This window comes from Pseudomonas sp. LAMO17WK12:I5, from assembly GCF_900215165.1.
Lineage (GTDB): Bacteria > Pseudomonadota > Gammaproteobacteria > Pseudomonadales > Pseudomonadaceae > Aquipseudomonas > Aquipseudomonas putida_A.
In genome coordinates this window covers 148,475-164,867 of record NZ_OBDS01000008.1, presented here as the reverse complement: position 1 = coordinate 164,867, position 16,393 = coordinate 148,475, and the positions used below count along the sequence as shown (strand labels likewise).

General features: G+C 47.5%; 14 protein-coding genes and 1 pseudogene. 14 read left to right on the top strand and 1 reads right to left on the bottom strand.

Features of this window, described 5'->3' with window-relative positions; all coding sequences use genetic code 11:
• Positions 1 to 12: 12 nt before the first annotated feature.
• The 11 genes and pseudogenes from CRO59_RS15830 to CRO59_RS15780 form a co-directional block, all read left to right on the top strand.
• Positions 13 to 813: an ABC transporter permease gene (locus tag CRO59_RS15830; protein WP_097088362.1), complete on the top strand. Its 801-nt coding sequence runs from the start codon at positions 13 to 15 to the stop codon at positions 811 to 813.
• Positions 814 to 827: 14 nt separating this feature from the next.
• Positions 828 to 1,568, top strand: a complete 741-nt coding sequence (locus CRO59_RS15825; protein WP_097088360.1) for an ABC transporter ATP-binding protein — start codon at positions 828 to 830, stop codon at positions 1,566 to 1,568.
• Positions 1,569 to 1,601: 33 nt separating this feature from the next.
• A complete protein-coding gene (locus CRO59_RS15820; protein WP_097088358.1) occupies positions 1,602 to 2,531 on the top strand; it encodes a GDP-L-fucose synthase in 930 nt (309 codons plus the stop codon).
• A gap of 90 nt (positions 2,532 to 2,621) precedes the next feature.
• The gene (locus tag CRO59_RS15815; protein WP_097088357.1) at positions 2,622 to 3,815 is read left to right on the top strand and encodes an FkbM family methyltransferase; all 1,194 of its coding nucleotides are present in this window, start codon (positions 2,622 to 2,624) and stop codon (positions 3,813 to 3,815) included.
• Positions 3,812 to 5,992 (top strand): glycosyltransferase, encoded by a 2,181-nt coding sequence (locus CRO59_RS15810; protein ID WP_097088355.1) that lies wholly within the window; start codon positions 3,812 to 3,814, stop codon positions 5,990 to 5,992. Before CRO59_RS15815 ends, CRO59_RS15810 begins: the two co-directional genes overlap by 4 nt.
• A 278-nt stretch (positions 5,993 to 6,270) precedes the next feature.
• On the top strand, positions 6,271 to 6,855 hold the full coding sequence (gene cysC, locus CRO59_RS15805) for an adenylyl-sulfate kinase (protein ID WP_097088353.1): 585 nt from the start codon (positions 6,271 to 6,273) through the stop codon (positions 6,853 to 6,855).
• Between the two features lie 303 nt (positions 6,856 to 7,158).
• Entirely contained in the window at positions 7,159 to 8,190 is a 1,032-nt protein-coding gene (gene gmd / locus CRO59_RS15800) for a GDP-mannose 4,6-dehydratase (RefSeq protein WP_097088351.1), read from the top strand.
• Complete coding sequence (locus CRO59_RS15795; protein ID WP_097088350.1) at positions 8,190 to 9,086, top strand: GDP-mannose 4,6-dehydratase; 897 nt, start codon at positions 8,190 to 8,192, stop codon at positions 9,084 to 9,086. The genes gmd and CRO59_RS15795 overlap by 1 nt, the downstream gene beginning before the upstream one ends.
• Complete coding sequence (locus tag CRO59_RS15790) at positions 9,087 to 10,232, top strand: glycosyltransferase family 1 protein (protein WP_097088348.1); 1,146 nt, start codon at positions 9,087 to 9,089, stop codon at positions 10,230 to 10,232.
• Positions 10,229 to 11,338 (top strand): glycosyltransferase family 4 protein, encoded by a 1,110-nt coding sequence (locus CRO59_RS15785; RefSeq protein ID WP_097088346.1) that lies wholly within the window; start codon positions 10,229 to 10,231, stop codon positions 11,336 to 11,338. The genes CRO59_RS15790 and CRO59_RS15785 overlap by 4 nt, the downstream gene beginning before the upstream one ends.
• A gap of 178 nt (positions 11,339 to 11,516) precedes the next feature.
• A pseudogene (locus CRO59_RS15780) lies at positions 11,517 to 11,701 on the top strand (transposase); the annotation flags it as partial.
• 23 nt (positions 11,702 to 11,724) lie between these two features.
• On the opposite strand, the gene CRO59_RS15775 reads toward CRO59_RS15780, so the two are convergent.
• A complete protein-coding gene (locus CRO59_RS15775) occupies positions 11,725 to 12,471 on the bottom strand; it encodes a sulfotransferase domain-containing protein (RefSeq protein ID WP_097088344.1) in 747 nt (248 codons plus the stop codon).
• An 851-nt stretch (positions 12,472 to 13,322) separates the two neighbouring features.
• On the opposite strand from CRO59_RS15775, the gene CRO59_RS28670 reads away from it, so the two are divergent.
• The 3 genes from CRO59_RS28670 to CRO59_RS15760 all read left to right on the top strand — a co-directional run bounded on the left by CRO59_RS28670 (position 13,323) and on the right by CRO59_RS15760 (position 16,321).
• On the top strand, positions 13,323 to 13,499 hold the full coding sequence (locus CRO59_RS28670) for a hypothetical protein (RefSeq protein ID WP_159988122.1): 177 nt from the start codon (positions 13,323 to 13,325) through the stop codon (positions 13,497 to 13,499).
• 804 nt (positions 13,500 to 14,303) lie between these two features.
• Positions 14,304 to 15,275: an SDR family oxidoreductase gene (locus tag CRO59_RS15765; protein ID WP_097088343.1), complete on the top strand. Its 972-nt coding sequence runs from the start codon at positions 14,304 to 14,306 to the stop codon at positions 15,273 to 15,275.
• A complete protein-coding gene (locus CRO59_RS15760) occupies positions 15,272 to 16,321 on the top strand; it encodes a glycosyltransferase family 4 protein (protein ID WP_097088341.1) in 1,050 nt (349 codons plus the stop codon). The genes CRO59_RS15765 and CRO59_RS15760 overlap by 4 nt, the downstream gene beginning before the upstream one ends.
• The last annotated feature ends 72 nt before the right edge of the window (positions 16,322 to 16,393 follow it).

Here is a 16,393-nt window from a genome sequence, read left to right as displayed (position 1 = left end):
GTTGGTAATTAAATGCAAAAGAATTCATTTTCTGTAGCTTTACATGATGTCAGGAACTCCCTGCGCCGATATTCATTGGTCGCAATGCTGGGATGGCAGGATTTGCGCCAGCGGTATAGACGATCAGCCTTGGGCCCTTTTTGGCTTACCATTAGCATGGGGGTAATGATCGGCACTATTGGAGTTGTTTTCGGCCAGATTTTCAAGGCGCCAATGAGCGAATTTTTGCCTTTCCTGACGGTGGGCATGATCCTGTGGACCTTTATGTCGACCGTGATCAGTGAAGGCGGTAACGGATTTATTGCTGCTGAGGGGGTCATAAAACAACTACCTATTCCGCTATTTGTACATATTCTGAGATTGATTTGGCGGAATATTCTTATATTGGCTCACAATATCGTTATTTTTCCGCTGGTCTTGATCGCTGTAGCCAAGCCGCTCACCATGGTTGCGCTAATTAGTATTCCAGGTCTCTTGCTTCTTATATTGAACTTGACATGGATAGCTTTGGTGTTGGGAGTGCTTTGTACGCGCTACAGAGACTTGCCTCAGATTGTCACCAGCGTTCTACAGGTAGTGTTTTACTTGACTCCTATCATGTGGATGCCGAACTTACTGCCGGAAAGATCTGCACAGTATTTTTTGAATCTCAATCCGGTCTATCATCTGATGGAAATTGTCCGGGCTCCATTGATTGGAACGGTTCCAACATTGGCGAACTGGGAAGTTTCTATTGGTTTAGCTGTTGTAGGCTGGATATTTGCGCTGTTTTTTTACGGTCGTTATAAGTCCCGCATTGCTTATTGGCTCTAATGAGATATTAAAAAATGGCTTCTATAGTTTTTGATAATGTAAGCGTCGACTTTCCCGTCTATAATGCTAACGGCCGCTCCCTAAAAAAGCGCTTAATCCAAGTTGCAACGGGTGGTCAGTTAGGCTCTGACTCCCAAGGGCGAGTTGTGGTAAGAGCTCTCGATGGACTCAACTTCAGTATCAGTCATGGCGATCGTGTCGGGTTGTTGGGTCACAATGGCGCAGGTAAAAGTACCCTGCTGCGGATGCTGAGTAGCGTGTATGTTCCGTCGGTAGGAACCGCCGATATCCAAGGTGATATAGGCTCTTTGATTGATATATCTCTCGGTGTGGATCCCGAAGCGACGGGCCGAGAAAACATATATATCCGGGGAGCTTTGCTTGGTTTGAGCAAGTCCGAAATTTCGGACCAGATTGAAGAAATCATCGAGTTCTCGGAACTCGGTGATTTTATCGAAATGCCCATGCGGACGTACTCCAGCGGCATGCATTTGCGCCTCGCGTTTGCAGTATCTACAATCGTCAGGCCACAGATCTTGCTGATGGATGAGTGGTTGTCAGTAGGGGATGAAAGTTTTAAGCATAAAGCTGAAGTTAGAATGGCACAGCTCGTTGAGTCAACTCATATCCTGGTGATTGCCAGTCACTCGCAAGAGTTGATTAGAAATACGTGCAACCGTGCTATTTGGCTTGAGCATGGACGTATCAAGATGGATGGTACGGCGGCCGAAGTTTGTGATGCTTATTTTGGCTAATATAAACGTGCAAACTTTTAAATAGGTGAAAAAGTGTACTCTGAGAAAATTCTAATTACTGGTGCGTCGGGAGTGATCGGTCAAGCGCTGCAGCGTGAGCTTGAAGATGCCGGTTATACAAATGTAGTAGCGATCTCAAGCAAGGATGCAGACTTGCGGGATGAGGCGCAAACTAAAGAGTTATTTGCTAAAGTAAAGCCAGCAGTTGTTTATCATTTGGCTGCTTGCGTCTTTGGTATCATGGGCAATTTGCAGAATAAAGCAAAGGCTTTTGTCGAGAATACTCGTATCAATACCAATGTCATTGATGCTTCTCACTTGGCGGGTGTCAGAAAAATCGTTGCGATGGGATCCTCGGCTATTTATTCAGATAGCGTAACGTTGCCAATGTCGGAAGAGCAAGTTTGGAGCGGTCCCCCGCACTATTCCGAGGCCTCCTACGCGCACAGTAAAAGAGCAATGCTTGCGCAACTCGAAGCGTATAGCGATCAGTACGGTATGGAATTTGCGTTTTGTATCTCGACTAATCTTTATGGGCCATTCGATAAGTTTGACGAGCAGTGGGGACACGTCATTCCATCGCTGATTTCAAAATTTCATAAAGCTAATATGCTGGGTGAAAGTGTACCGGTTTGGGGCACAGGTAAAGCCAGACGAGACTTTTTGTTCAATGAAGATGCTGCTCGCGCGATGCGAATGATTGGTGAGCAATTCAACGGTACTATTAATTTGGCATCTGGTGTGTCGCAGACAATTCGCGAAACAGCAGAGTGCATTCAAAAAGTATCGGGGTTTGAAGGTGACATTGTCTGGGATGCGACAAAACCCGACGGTCAGCATTTGCGCGAATATGACATCTCGAAGTTAGAGTCACTCGGTTTCAAACCGGCACATTCCCTTGAACAAGGTTTGGATAAGACTTATCGCTGGTTCAAAGATAATATTGCTGACGTTCGTAGATGATGGGTATTTATTGATTTATATGGACTGATTGGCGCTCGATCGTAATCACCTTGTGCAAGCGCCAAGCAACGATGGTGTTCAGATGCTGTGATGAATCGGCGGCTTGACGGTTTTGTTTTTTTATTTTTCAAGGTGAGGGTGGCAGTAGTGACATTTAAATCATATTCTCAGAATCTCGAAGATGTAATGTTGTGGCGTGCTTTAGGTAAATATGAAAAAGGTTTTTATATTGACGTGGGCGCCTGTGATCCTGTTGCTGATTCAGTCACAAAGGCTTTTTATGATGCAGGCTGGAGAGGCATTAATATAGAGCCGATGGCGAATGCATATGCACTTATCACCGAGCATCGTCCACGAGATATAAATCTCAATATAGCTATCGATATTGCTTCGGGTGAAAAGGAATTCTATTCCATTGATGCGGGTAATGGCCTTTCGACATCGGTTTCCGAGTACGCGTCTGCCTACAAGGAAGAAGGGCGGATTGTAGAGTCCGTTAGTGTTGAAACCCGTACTTTGGCTGAAGTGTGCAATACCTACGTGAGTCAAGAGATACACTTTTTGAAAGTCGATGTTGAAGGTGGTGAGGCTTCAGTACTAAAAAGTGCAGACTTTACTAAGTTTCGGCCTTGGATAGTTCTCGTCGAGGCTACGAAACCAAATACCCAGATTCCTTCTCATCAGGAGTGGGAGCATCTTCTTTTAGACGCAGGCTACAAGTTTTTGTATTTTGATGGCTTGAATCGTTTTTACGTCGCGGAAGAAAAGTATAGTGTTCTTTCCGACAATTTTTTAGTTCCGCCAAATTGGTTTGATGGATATGAGCGTTACCACAATATTGATTTGCAGGAGCAGGTGGCGGTTTTGAATAGTAATTTGAGCAAATTTGAATTTCCTAAGCACGTAGAAGGGGCGAGTGTTGTGGTTAAAGCTGAGTTTGTATTGGATAGTTATAATCAGCTTGTATCTTCCTCGTCTGAAAAGGAAGGTTCGTTGAGGGCGGAGTTGGAAAGGACGAAACTCGAACTGGAATCGTGTTATCAGGAAATTTACGAAAGCTCTCGGCACATTGGTCATTTGACTCGCGAGCGACTGAATGCACTTAGCCGCGTTAGTGCCCTGGAAAGCAAGATGGTAGTAGTCGATGAAGTGGTTGATTTGCGTCAGCGAGTGACCACGCTGCAGTCCGACATTGACCTGATCAGGCACAGTACCTCGTGGCGTGTGATGGCTCCCGTCAGAAAGGTGGTGAATATTATTCAGCGCCTTGGGGGGCGGAAATGATTGACTTTACAAATAGTAATTCGGAGGTTTGCATTATCGGCCGTACTGATTTCAGCACTGGTATCGGTGCTGTTTCACTAGCGGCCTGTGAACTGTTGTCACGGTTTTTTCCAGTTAGTATATATCCTACTAACTCCGGTATCGTTGACGACGAAAATATTCGTCTGCCCAATGGTAAAGAAATACCGGTGTGCAGAAATATCTCCGATCATAAGGTGTTTTTTTATACCGATGTATTGTGGAACGGTGAGCACGATTTAAACTATACAGTCGTTCCAAAGCATGGTTTGCGTATAGCTCACATTGCTTATGATTCTGATGAGTTCCCTGCAAAGTGGGTTGAGATTCTTAATAACTCATTTGATGTTGCGTATTTCACAAGTCGACATCTCGAGGCTATTGCCATCGGGTCTGGGGTGAAGATCCCTGTAGGCACATTGCCTATCGGATTAGAGTTGGAAGATCTGTTAGTCCGGCCTGTAGTCCGCAATGCCAAGAAAGTGAAATTTGGTTCGGTTGCCGCATTTCATCAGCGCAAAGGCGTTGATATTTTGATTGAGGCCTTTTTGCAGGAGTTCTCGGCGGAAGATGATGTCGAGTTATATCTGCACTCCAACTTAGCTATTGGCCCAGTTTATAATAAAATTATAGAAAAGCTCAATTCTTCTGGTGTCGATAATGTTTTCGTAAGTCATGAGCATCTTGACGTATCGACCAAAACATCGTTAATCGATTCCTTCGACATATTTGTAAACTGCTCGAAAGGTGAGGGGTATTCGATTGGTCCAAGAGAAGCACTTGCCTTGGGCAAAATGCTTGTGCTTTCTGACCTTGGCCCGCACCGAGATATGTTTGGAGTTGCCGGTTGCTACTCCATTCCCACGACGCTGCCATCACCAGCGCGCTATCCTGAGATCGATAATCAGGTATTTGGCAAGCAGTATTCGGTGTCCGTCCACGATGCTCGTAAAGCATTGAGAGCGGCTTATAACTATTTCAACTGCCCTGATTCCGCAGACACTGCATCTGCGCGGCGTAAGAGAGCGGAAAATTTTTCGTTCAGCCGATTGGCCATTGATTACGCGACAACAATTGCGCCCGATCTGCCCGCATTCAAGAAAAATGCTAAAGGTTCTGATTACACCCATATCCCAGAGAATTGTCGTTCTGCGGCCTTCGCCAAAGTTGGACCTTACACTTCTTCTTTGGCAGCAATTAATCGCTCGGTAATTCCAGCCCATGATGGTGGTTTTTTCTCGGTCTTTAACTGTTTTGTCAGTCATCTCGTTTGGGATGTTCGCGATGATAGATGCCATTTGGTTCTGCCTGACTGGGACGTAAAGCGCCTTTTGCCAAAGCATGAAAACGGCAAGCTTGTCAGTTTTTGCTATGGCACTCCGAGCGACGGAAATATCTGGTTGAAATTGTTTGAGCCACTGTACGGGCTTACAGTTGATGAGATGAATGACGAGGCTTTTCTCTACGACAGGTCCTCTCTGCCACAGACTATCTGGAACCAGCATCGCGAGCCACTACTTACTTATGTGAATGCATATGATCTCTATGGTAGTGCATCGTTCAAGTCATTTAGACGGCAATATCACGCTATTTACAAAGAACATGTGAAACTTCTTCCTGAGTTTCGGGCAGAGATTGATGATTTTTGTGATGAGAACTTCGATGGGAAGTTTATGGTTGCCGCTCACGTAAAGCACCCAAGTCACATTATCGAGCAGCCGGGTGCATGTATAGCACACGGAAAGTCATTCGTTGATGCTGTCATCGATAAGCTCGCCTCGTCTAAAATTGATCAGGCTTCTGATAAGTGGGGGGTATTTTTAGCCACTGACCAGGACCGAGTTGTTGAGCAATTTAAAGAGGCATTTGGCGAGAGGGTCTACTCCTACTCTGATGTTCGTCGAACGCGTATATCAGAAGATGAATACTATGACAGTCTGCCTGAAGAAGAAAAAGCTAAAGAAGGCTTTCAGGTTCAACATTTAGTGGCTGCAAATCCGGAAAATTGGTCAACTCGCATGGCTTGGGAAGTTATTCGGGATGCGATGACCATGGCGCGATGCGATGTATTGTTCCATGTGGTAAGCAATGTCTCAACAGCGGTGTCCTACTTTAATCCTGAGATGGAATTGGTCTTCGTTGATGGGGATAATGCATAAGTGTTTGTTTTTACTCGCGAGGTACCGATAACCGGCTCTACATTTTCCTTCAATAGGATTAGAGAGAGGTTCGCTCGCAGGAGCGCGCATTCGGCAGTATTTGTTAAGATTCATCAATTGATTAGAGAGGATTCCGCTCATCATGCAACTTTTAAAAATCATGATGTAGATGTGCTAAGTGCGTAAGTCACTGGTTTGCGGGATTTCTGTCAGGGCAATCGTTTTATACGCATGACACGATATGAATCGTATATTTTCGGATTGTCAAAGGTACTTTTATGGGTAACGACAATATTGTTTGGCAAAAAGGCTTGGTGACTTCCGAGGATCGAAAACGGTTGCTAAAACAAGAGCCTGCTACATTGTGGTTGACAGGATTGAGTGCGTCGGGGAAGTCGGCCATCTCCTATGCGGTGGAGAAGCACTTAACTACGTTAGGTTTGAATTGTTACGTTTTGGATGGTGATAATCTACGGCACGGTTTAAATTCTGATCTTTCATTTTCGTCAGAAGGGCGAGCTGAAAACCTTCGACGAGCGGCAGAAGTTTCTCGCTTAATGAATGATGCCGGATTGATTGTGATTGTTGGATTGATTTCTCCTTTTTGTATTGATCGAGCCCGTGCTCGCACTATAATAGGTCCAGGATTTTTCCGTGAAGTATATATTTCTACATCGTTGGAAGTTTGTGAGTCGCGCGATCCTAAGGGCTTGTATCGCAGAGCTCGCAATGGTGTAATTGACAGCTTTACGGGAGTTTCGGCTCCGTATGAAAAACCTGAGAGCCCCGACTTGATTTTGGATGCCGGTGTTTTATCGGTGGAAGAATGTGTACGGAAAATTTGCGAGTTATTGGGATTTTGAACATTTTATTAATTCTTGGCGCTCTTATTTGAAAGATTCGGTATCGATTGATTTATCTAAGGACTATTCCGTTCTGAGTTGATTTTCGGATACGCTGTCATTGAGGTTTTTTCTCGCATGACTCAGGTTGTTGTGAGAATCGGATATTTTTTGAGGGAGGGGGCGCTTGGCTATCGTTTCCTTCGCCTGAATTCGGTATATTCTGCCTCAGGCAGGGGGGCACGCCCAGTTACTCTGGCGGCTTAGGCCGCTGCTTAAAGTCAGTGCCGTGGTCGGCACAGAGATGGAGTTTAGAGGATTCGCATGAAAGCTATTGTCACTGGTATTACTGGTCAAGACGGCGCCTATTTGGCAGAGCTGCTTCTTGAGAAGGGCTATACGGTCTACGGCACGTATCGTAGGACTAGCTCCGTCAATTTCTGGCGTATTGAAGAGCTTGGGATTGATCGTCATCCCAACCTTCACCTCGTCGAGTATGACCTCACTGATCTCTCGGCTAGTATTCGTCTGTTGCAGACAACTGGAGCGACTGAGGTTTATAACCTCGCAGCGCAGAGTTTTGTCGGTGTCTCCTTTGATCAGCCACTGACAACTGCGGAAATAACCGGCCTTGGAGCGGTTAATTTGTTGGAGGCTATCCGTATAGTTAGCCCGAAAACTCGCTTTTACCAAGCATCCACTTCCGAGATGTTTGGTAAGGTTCAGGCTATTCCTCAAATCGAAAGTACGCCATTTTATCCTCGTAGCCCTTATGGTGTAGCGAAGTTATATGCGCACTGGATGACAATTAATTATCGTGAGTCTTACGATATTTTCGCAGCCAGCGGTATCTTGTTCAATCACGAGTCGCCATTAAGGGGGCGTGAGTTCGTTACACGCAAAATTACTGACTCTGTTGCTAAAATTAAGCTTGGTCTTTTGGATAAAATCGAGCTTGGTAATATGGATGCCAAGCGCGATTGGGGTTTTGCCAAGGAATATGTTGAAGGTATGTGGCGAATGCTTCAAGCAGACGAACCTGACACGTTTGTTCTTGCGACCAACCGTACTGAAACTGTTCGGGACTTTGTGTCTATGGCATTCAAAGCCGTTGATATTGATATCGAATGGAAAGGTCAGGCAGAAGATGAAATAGGCGTAGATATCGCAACAGGGAATACCCTTGTTTCTATCAATCCTAAGTTCTATCGTCCTACCGAGGTTGATTTGTTGATCGGTAACCCTGAAAAAGCTAAAGACAAGCTTGGTTGGGAACCTAAAACAACCCTTGAAGAGCTTTGCCGGATGATGGTTGAGGCTGATTTGCGCCGTAATAAACAAGGGTTCTCTTTCTAATGATTATAGCCGGCAAGCGAGTTCTGGTAACGGGCGTTAATGGTTTTACTGGCCGTTATTTATCGTCGGAACTGAGAAGTTTTGGTTACGATGTTGTTGGCCTGGGAACTCAGCCGGCACACGAAGAGAATTATCAACAAGTAGATCTTTCAGATTTAGAAGGTCTTCGTAATGTATTACGCAGTGTTCAGCCGGATTTTGTTGTCCATCTGGCGGCACTGGCGTTTGTTGAGCATCGGGACGTCAATGCATTTTACGAAGTGAACTTAATAGGCACGCGAAATTTGCTTGAGGCTATTGCTGACTCAGGTAAGACGCCTGATTGTGTTCTCTTGGTAAGCAGTGCCAATGTTTACGGTAATACTTCTGAAGGTCTATTAAGCGAATCTACTCTGCCTGCCCCCGCTAATGATTATGCGGTAAGCAAATTAGCTATGGAGTACATGGCTAAGCTTTGGATGAAAAAGCTTCCAATTGTTATTGCTCGCCCCTTTAATTATACGGGGGTCGGGCAGTCGGAAAGCTTTCTTTTGCCAAAGATTGTTTCTCATTTCAGGCAAAAAGCTGACCATATTGAACTGGGCAACCTGAATGTCTCTCGCGATTTTAGCGACGTTCGTTCTTTGGTTCATGCGTACCGCTTGCTGTTAGAGGCGCGTCCCTTAGGCAAAGTAATAAACGTTAGTTCGGGTGTTTCTCATTCACTTCAACAAGTACTTGATATATGTTCGGCGCTGACTGGTCATAAGGTTGATGTTGAAGTCAATCCGGCTTTCGTGCGGGTCAATGAAGTGAAGTCTTTATGTGGTGATAACACTCTACTTAAAAAGTTTGTGCCTGATTGGGAGACTCCACCACTTGCTGAGACCCTCAGCTGGATGCTCACGGCCGAATAAATGAAGTTAATTCTTTCTGTTGAGCCGGTCCGTTTTCCACTAACTGGCATCGGTCGGTATACCTACGAACTGGCGCTGCGCCTGCAGCAAAGCCGCGAAATTACAGAACTACAGTTTTTTTCCGGTCGACGATTTTTGTCATCGCTGCCGACGGCTGCCGACGAATCTGGTAATGGTTACGGCCTAAAGCGAGCGGTGCAGAAAAATTTTCTGGCGGTTGAAGCCTATCGACTCCTTATGCCGCTGCTTAGAAAGCAAGCATTAAAAGGCCATAGCGATTTTCTTTATCATAGTCCCAATTATTATCTGCCGCCCTTTGCTGGTCGCAGTGTTGCTACCTTTCACGACCTCTCTCCTTTCACGTGGTCTCACTGCCATGCGCCTCAACTTGTGCGCTATTTGCAGAAGGAGCTCAAGACCACTCTGGGCCGAGCTGATGCACTCATAACCGACTCCGATTACACGCGCAATGAGTTGGCAGATTACTTTTCCTGGCCTATTGAGCGAATCTATACCGTACCGCTAGCCAGTTCTGCCGAATTTCACCCTCGCACTGAGGATGAGCTTAAAAGCACGCTTTCGCGACATGGCCTTGAAGCGGGCGGCTATAGCCTGTTCGTAGGAACGATAGAGCCCCGCAAAAATATCACTACGTTACTAGATGCCTACTCGCGGTTGCCATTGGATGTTCGCAAGCGGTGGCCTTTGGTGTTAACCGGTTACCACGGTTGGCGAAACGAAAGTATCCATCAACGGCTCGAGAGCGCCAGACGTGAGGGCTGGGCTTATTATTTGGGATTCATCCCCGGTGAAGACCTGCCATTGTTGTTTGCCGGCGCTCGGTTGTTTACCTTTCCTTCGTTGTACGAGGGGTTCGGGTTGCCTGTTTTGGAGGCCATGAGTTCCGGTGTGCCGGTCGTGTGTTCCAACAGTTCTTCGCTACCTGAGGTTGCGGGTAATGCGGCTCTGATGTGTGAGGCCATGGATATTGAGGCATTGACCGACCTCATCCGGCGCGGTCTGGAGGATCGAGCTTGGCGCGCTAGTGCCATCGAGCAAGGCTTATTGAATGCGGCAAAGTTTTCCTGGGAACGTTGTGCAATGAATACGCTTGAGGTTTATAAGATGGTGGTCGAAGAGCGATGATCAAGGTTTTGCACTTCTTCAAGACTTACTATCCGGAGACAATGGGTGGAATTGAACAAGTTATTTTCCAGATTGCTGAAGGCGGTTTAAAGCACGGATATGAGTCCCAGGTGCTTTATTTAAGTGAGAGGGGGACGGCGCGCAACGAGATGGTGGGGCACCACCTGACTCATCGTTCAAAGTTGGATCTGCATGTTGCGTCTACCGGGTTTTCGTTATCAGCGTTTAAGGACTTTGCGGAACTTGCACGGGAGGCGGACATTATCCACTACCACTTTCCTTGGCCTTATATGGATCTCGTGCATTTTATCAGTCGGATTCGCAAGCCCACCGTGGTCAGTTATCACTCCGATATCGTTAAGCAAAAGACGCTCCTCAAGCTGTATCAGCCCTTGATGAATCGCTTCTTGTCCAGTGTTGACTGCATTGTCGCCTCATCACCCAATTATGCTGTCAGTAGTCCTGTGCTGACGCGTTTCAAAAATAAAGTGCGTGTTGTTCCCTATGGACTGGATAGAAAATCCTATCCAGTTCCTTCTGCAGAAAAGTTGGCATTTTGGCGAAAGCGTCTGGGTGAGCGTTTTTTTCTGTTTGTTGGCGCGTTGCGTTACTACAAGGGCCTGGACTACCTGCTTGAGGCGGCTAGGACGAGCCAACTTCCCGTCGTGATACTGGGTGCAGGGCACCTCGAAGCAGAGCTCAAAGCCCGGGCGACGCAATTAAGGCTGTCAAAAGTGCATTTTCTCGGGGGATTGCCTGATGAGGATAAGGTTGCTCTGTTGACGCTTTGCTACGGGTTCGTTTTTCCGTCGCACCTAAGGTCCGAGTCTTTTGGTATTTCATTGCTTGAAGGAGCGATGTATGGGAAGCCAATGATTTCTTGCGAGATCGGCTCCGGCACCACTTTCATCAACATCGCAGGAGAGACCGGGATCGTTGTTCCTCCCCATGATTCTTTGGCACTGGCAGAGGCGATGAATCATCTCTGGAATCAACCAGCGCTTGCTGCTTCGATGGGAGAGGCAGCTGGGCGGCGTTACGAAGAGGTATTTTCCTCATTTTCGATGGCCGAATCCTATGCCGATATTTATCGTTCGCTGCTTTGAGTATGTTGATTGGGGCGCGGTAGGAATGGCAGGTATCTTCAGGTTTGGTGTAGCGACGTGACCAGTCTGAGTGGGCAAATGCTGGCTTCATGTGGTCATCGTGTTTGATTTGTATGCTCGTCGGGTCATTGACTGGGCATTTTCACTGGTCAATATTGATTAATTCGTGAACGACTCGATGAGTATAGAAGCCATTCAGGCCGCTTCGATGACGTTCAAAAAAACACTTATTGAACGCGTCTTGGGTGCCGAGGCACCAGCGGCGCGGAGCGTCCTGAGGAGTCGAGTAACTAGCGCAATGGTAAAAGCGCCAAGATCGTGTTAACCGATGACGGCCCGCTGCGGCTGGACATCCCCAAGGACCATGTGCTACACGGGATAATTGCTCACGCTAAATCAGACCAATTTTTCTCCGCCGATTTCTGAGAAAGCCAATAGGGGGAGAACCTGTATCCCAGTACTTGGAAAATACGCCGGTGGCGTTGCCAGATCTTTAGCGCATCTATTGGCGTTATCAATTCTCTCCATAACCCAGGACGCCCCTGCCACCCATGTCTATTCGGCGTATTTTTCATTTTCTCAAAACTAATGCTTTCAAGCATAGGTTGGAGAGCATCACGGTCGCCGCCAAAAGCTGAAACTATTTTTTCCAGAGTGCCATTTGGATCACGCGTAACGTCTTCGTATCGCAGTTTTATGGCGTCCGCTTGATGCCACCATTGGTATGTAATCGACAACAGGTTTTCGGCCTCAAAGCTCAAAGCATATTGCAAAAATGCCTTCGAGTATGGCGTGGCATTTAGCAAACCATTTGGCAAGCCGGTGTTTCCCTCTAGCCACCTTGCTGTGTCCGGTTCGAATTGTGAATAGTGTAGAGCCGAAAGCAGAATATCAAATGGGTTTCTTGCAATCGTAACTACTTTAAAATTATTGAGCTGTAACCATTTTTGAAAGTTCGGTTCTCTGTACCAATGAATCTGCAAAAAGCACCTGTCCGGGAGCTCACTTGGTGCATCCAGATAATTATGCACAGCTATTTCATTCATGTTTAGAGAGCCCGCCAGAACCGAGCGTATCCATGAGTTTCCGCTTCGTGGTGAGCTGATTACTGCGATGCGAGTAGGCTCTTTCATAATTTTCAGTTCCTTAGTGATGATTTTTTTATGATGAATTATGTTGGATTTTTTTTCAAGCAGGAAAAATGTGGCTAGTATTTGCTAAAGTAGTGCGAGCAACTCTACAGTAATTTTGGTTAGTTAACGCGGGTCTGAAATATCCACCGATTCTTCATGCCCTCACTACATAAGGTTCATAACAGCGATCCATCCGTTTGTCATAGGACGCTAGGCGTTGTTGTTCAGCGATACCTCCAAAGCCGCGGCCTCCAGCGCCCAAATCTACAAGCCTGCTTGAAACCGCCAAAATCAACGGCCAGTAACCCTATGTGGCTGCGTTACATACTGGGGCGGTTGCCGTATGACTCGTCGGTTGAAGCCTAGGAAGGTTTGCTGGCGTGGAGCTGTTGACAGGAAATACCACAATAAACCGTTAGATTGGGTTTATGGCGCGCTTACGAAACCCGGTATCACTGTAATGAGACGCGGGTACAAGTGCTGAGGGATTAGGCTCGAGACCCGACCAGCCATTCTGGATTTGGGGCAAAACCAGCGGCCTGCCAGAACGCTTATTGCATGTTTGGCACACCACCAGTCTAGCTAGCTTGCTCATAATCGCGTCTACTTGATGACCGATGACTACTCTGGACTATAGCGCTTAGGGCGCGCAGCCGGGTTTCGAGTATTTAGGTTGCGGGACACATGCTCGGCGCAAGTTCGTCGATGCGCAAAAGGTACAGGCTAACAGTGCACAAAAATTGGCTTTTCAGTGGCATGCCTAAGGGCGCGACTTCCATTGCTCAAACTACAGCCTGGTCGAAACCCTCGATAGGAAACTTTTTAGTGTTCTTACCAAGGATTCGTCATAGATGCCACGTAAAGATAAAGCTCATCTATCGGTAGTTTGGATTATGGCACGCCTACCGCTTTTTTACTTTTGCATCGGGCCACATTGTGATGGTTTGCCCCTAGAGTTGGAAGTGAAATATCAGAATTTAAGTGACGGCTTTGAATGTGTGGGTGGTGAATTGCTTGCTAAGCACTGAACTCGCCCAGTAAGTAGCGAAGTTTATTAATTACTTACATTGTCTCCATGTTTCATATTGGATTCTCCATATAATTTAACTTGTGACGAAGTAAAATCTTACCAGTCAGTTTTCTAGGTCAGCGTATTTACGAGAAAAAATCGCTCACGCGGCAGTGTGACTGAAACCGGTCGACATCAGGCGTTCGGCGACTGAGGTGGTCTGCATAGTAGCTTGAGGATTTCATTTCAGACACTCCTTATAGCAAATCAATCGACACATGGGCCTCAACTGATCGATCGGCACATCCGCTCTGATCTTCCGAAATCAAGAACAGGGAGACAGATGGTCACCCTGACACCCTGACACCCTGAGGGAGTGAGGCTTTCCCTGAGGGTTGGAGCCTTCGTTATAAGCGGATTTGCAATGCTCGAGGTTGATCTCGGCAAAAATAGCTCCGATCTACACAGTAAAGATAAGACAGACCGGGAGATATTTCGTAAAAAACTCACACGTCAGCAGATGATGCAGTTCTTCAGCAACCTTCAGGTGAGTACGGTGATGCCGGAGCACATTTCGCTGCTCTCAAGTTGATGGTTATAGGCTATGAAAGCAGGCTTATTTCCCCTCAGTTGGTCCGCCCTTACGTTTAAGGGGCGGGTGAAGTGGCTAACCGGAAGGTAATTCAATAAACTACTGCCCGCATACCTTTCCCAGATACACATTCTTCATGATCAGTGCTTTCTGCTATTGCGATAATCATCTCCCCATCACCAGCTAGGCGGCTCACGCGTTGATGTCTTCATGTACTCATAAGGGGCACCAATGAGTTATAAGAAATTCCTGGTTACCGGCGGCAGCGGTTTTGTGGGGAAGGCGTTAATCAACCGATTGGCGTTGTTATCGGAGTGTTCTGTGATCGCGCCGGTCAGGGATATCTCCATGAGTTTCCCCCTCGGTGTCCGTTCGATACCCTTTACCAGTCTTGATGCAGTGTTTGACTTGAGTGACGTGCTGAAGGGCGTCGACTGTGTTGTGCATGCTGCCGCACGCGTTCACGTCATGAATGACGTATCTGCTGATCCGCTGGCTGCGTTTCGCAAGGTGAATGTCGAGGCTACCTTGAGACTCGCACGCCAGGCTGCTGCGTCCGGGGTGAAGCGTTTTATATTCATCAGTTCAATCAAGGTGAACGGTGAGGGTACTGATTCTGGCATTGCATTCAACGCCGATGACATACCTGCTCCTATTGATGCCTATGGGATCTCGAAGCTTGAGGCAGAGCAAGGCTTGAAGGTGCTTGCTGCAGATACGGGCATGGAAGTGGTCATCATCCGTCCTGTCCTGGTCTATGGGCCTGGTGTCAAAGCCAACTTTCTCAGCATGATGCGCTGGTTGTACCGTGGCGTTCCCTTGCCGTTTGGCGCTGTCTACAATCACCGCAGTCTCGTCGCGATAGACAATCTGGTGGACCTTATCGTGACCTGCTCCCACCACCCAGCGGCCGCCAATCAAGTGTTCCTGGTCAGTGACGGCGAGGACGTGTCGACCACGCAGTTATTGCGCAAGTTGGCGGCCGCCTTGGGCAAATCCGCCATATTGTTGCCAATACCTGCCCGGCTGATGAGCAATGCGGCAGCATTACTGGGCCAGCGAGCGTTGTTGGATCGTATCCTCGGGTCCTTGCAGGTTGATATAAGTAAGAACCGACAATTATTAGGCTGGACTCCTCCGGTCACCCTTGATAAAGCGTTGAGCCTGACGGCGCAACATTTTCTGGATTCCCGTAAATCATGAGTTATGGCTGGTTTATCCCTGGCATCGTTGTCGTGTCTTTTTTCCTCACTTGGGCGCTGCGTCGTTACGCTCTGTATCGAAGCCTGATGGATATTCCTAATGCCCGAAGCTCTCATTCGGTCCCCACTCCTCGAGGAGGCGGGGTTGCAATTGTCCTGGCGTTTACATTAGCGCTGGGAGTGCTGTTATTCGCAGGGCTGCTGTCGTCTTCGGCGTTTTTTGCGATTGCTGGTGGGGGAGCGCTGATCGCCGTTATCGGATTTATGGATGATCACGGACACATCGCGGCCCGTTGGCGTTTATTGGGGCATTTCGCTGCATCGACGTGGTTGCTGTTCTGGTTAGGTGGATTGCCGGTAGTCGAGATATGGGGGGGGGCTTTCGACCTCGGGTGGTTTGGCCATGTGTTTGCAGCGTTTTATCTGGTCTGGCTACTTAATCTTTACAACTTCATGGATGGCATTGATGGCATCGCAGGTGTCGAGGCGGTTTGTGTTTGTCTTGGGGCGTGTGTGTTGTATTGGCTTGTCGATGCAGCAGCGTTGATCTGGGCTCCGTTGATGTTGGCTGCGGCGGTGATGGGCTTTCTCTGCTGGAATTTTCCACCGGCAAAAATTTTCATGGGAGATGCGGGTAGCGGATTTCTCGGCGTTGTTCTGGGCGGTCTTTCTCTGCAGGCTGCGTGGCATAACCCCTCACTATTTTGGGGCTGGCTCATCCTGCTCGGTGTGTTTATCGTGGATGCCACCTTCACGTTGTTCCGGCGCCTGCTCAGAGGCGACAAACTGTATGAGGCTCACAGAAGCCACGCCTATCAGTTTGCTTCCAGGCAATTTGGCCGGCATTTGCCCGTAACGCTGGCAACAGGCTTGATCAATCTATGCTGGCTGTTGCCGATTGCGGTAGGTGTTACACGGTTTGGGCTGGGCGGCGTATGGGGTGTACTTTTAGCCTATATCCCGCTGGTTTTTCTCGCGATCAGGTTTCATGCAGGGGAGCTTGAAAAGACCGCTGAGGATGGAAAAGAAAACAATTCTGTCATCTAGGTTTAGAGTCATGATGCCGGCTTGTGGTGATTCATTACGGTGATCAGCATTTGAAAGAGGGAAACTGAGGTG

Coding starts and splice junctions, on each gene's coding strand:
- CRO59_RS15785 (WP_097088346.1), top strand. CDS start 10,229: ATGATCAAGGTTTTGCACTTCTTCAAGACTTACTATCCGGAGACAATG.
- CRO59_RS15795 (WP_097088350.1), top strand. CDS start 8,190: ATGATTATAGCCGGCAAGCGAGTTCTGGTAACGGGCGTTAATGGTTTT.
- CRO59_RS15815 (WP_097088357.1), top strand. CDS start 2,622: ATGAATCGGCGGCTTGACGGTTTTGTTTTTTTATTTTTCAAGGTGAGG.
- CRO59_RS15790 (WP_097088348.1), top strand. CDS start 9,087: ATGAAGTTAATTCTTTCTGTTGAGCCGGTCCGTTTTCCACTAACTGGC.
- CRO59_RS28670 (WP_159988122.1), top strand. CDS start 13,323: ATGCCACGTAAAGATAAAGCTCATCTATCGGTAGTTTGGATTATGGCA.
- CRO59_RS15760 (WP_097088341.1), top strand. CDS start 15,272: ATGAGTTATGGCTGGTTTATCCCTGGCATCGTTGTCGTGTCTTTTTTC.
- CRO59_RS15830 (WP_097088362.1), top strand. CDS start 13: ATGCAAAAGAATTCATTTTCTGTAGCTTTACATGATGTCAGGAACTCC.
- gmd (WP_097088351.1), top strand. CDS start 7,159: ATGAAAGCTATTGTCACTGGTATTACTGGTCAAGACGGCGCCTATTTG.
- CRO59_RS15825 (WP_097088360.1), top strand. CDS start 828: ATGGCTTCTATAGTTTTTGATAATGTAAGCGTCGACTTTCCCGTCTAT.
- cysC (WP_097088353.1), top strand. CDS start 6,271: ATGGGTAACGACAATATTGTTTGGCAAAAAGGCTTGGTGACTTCCGAG.
- CRO59_RS15775 (WP_097088344.1), bottom strand. CDS start 12,471: ATGAAAGAGCCTACTCGCATCGCAGTAATCAGCTCACCACGAAGCGGA.
- CRO59_RS15810 (WP_097088355.1), top strand. CDS start 3,812: ATGATTGACTTTACAAATAGTAATTCGGAGGTTTGCATTATCGGCCGT.
- CRO59_RS15765 (WP_097088343.1), top strand. CDS start 14,304: ATGAGTTATAAGAAATTCCTGGTTACCGGCGGCAGCGGTTTTGTGGGG.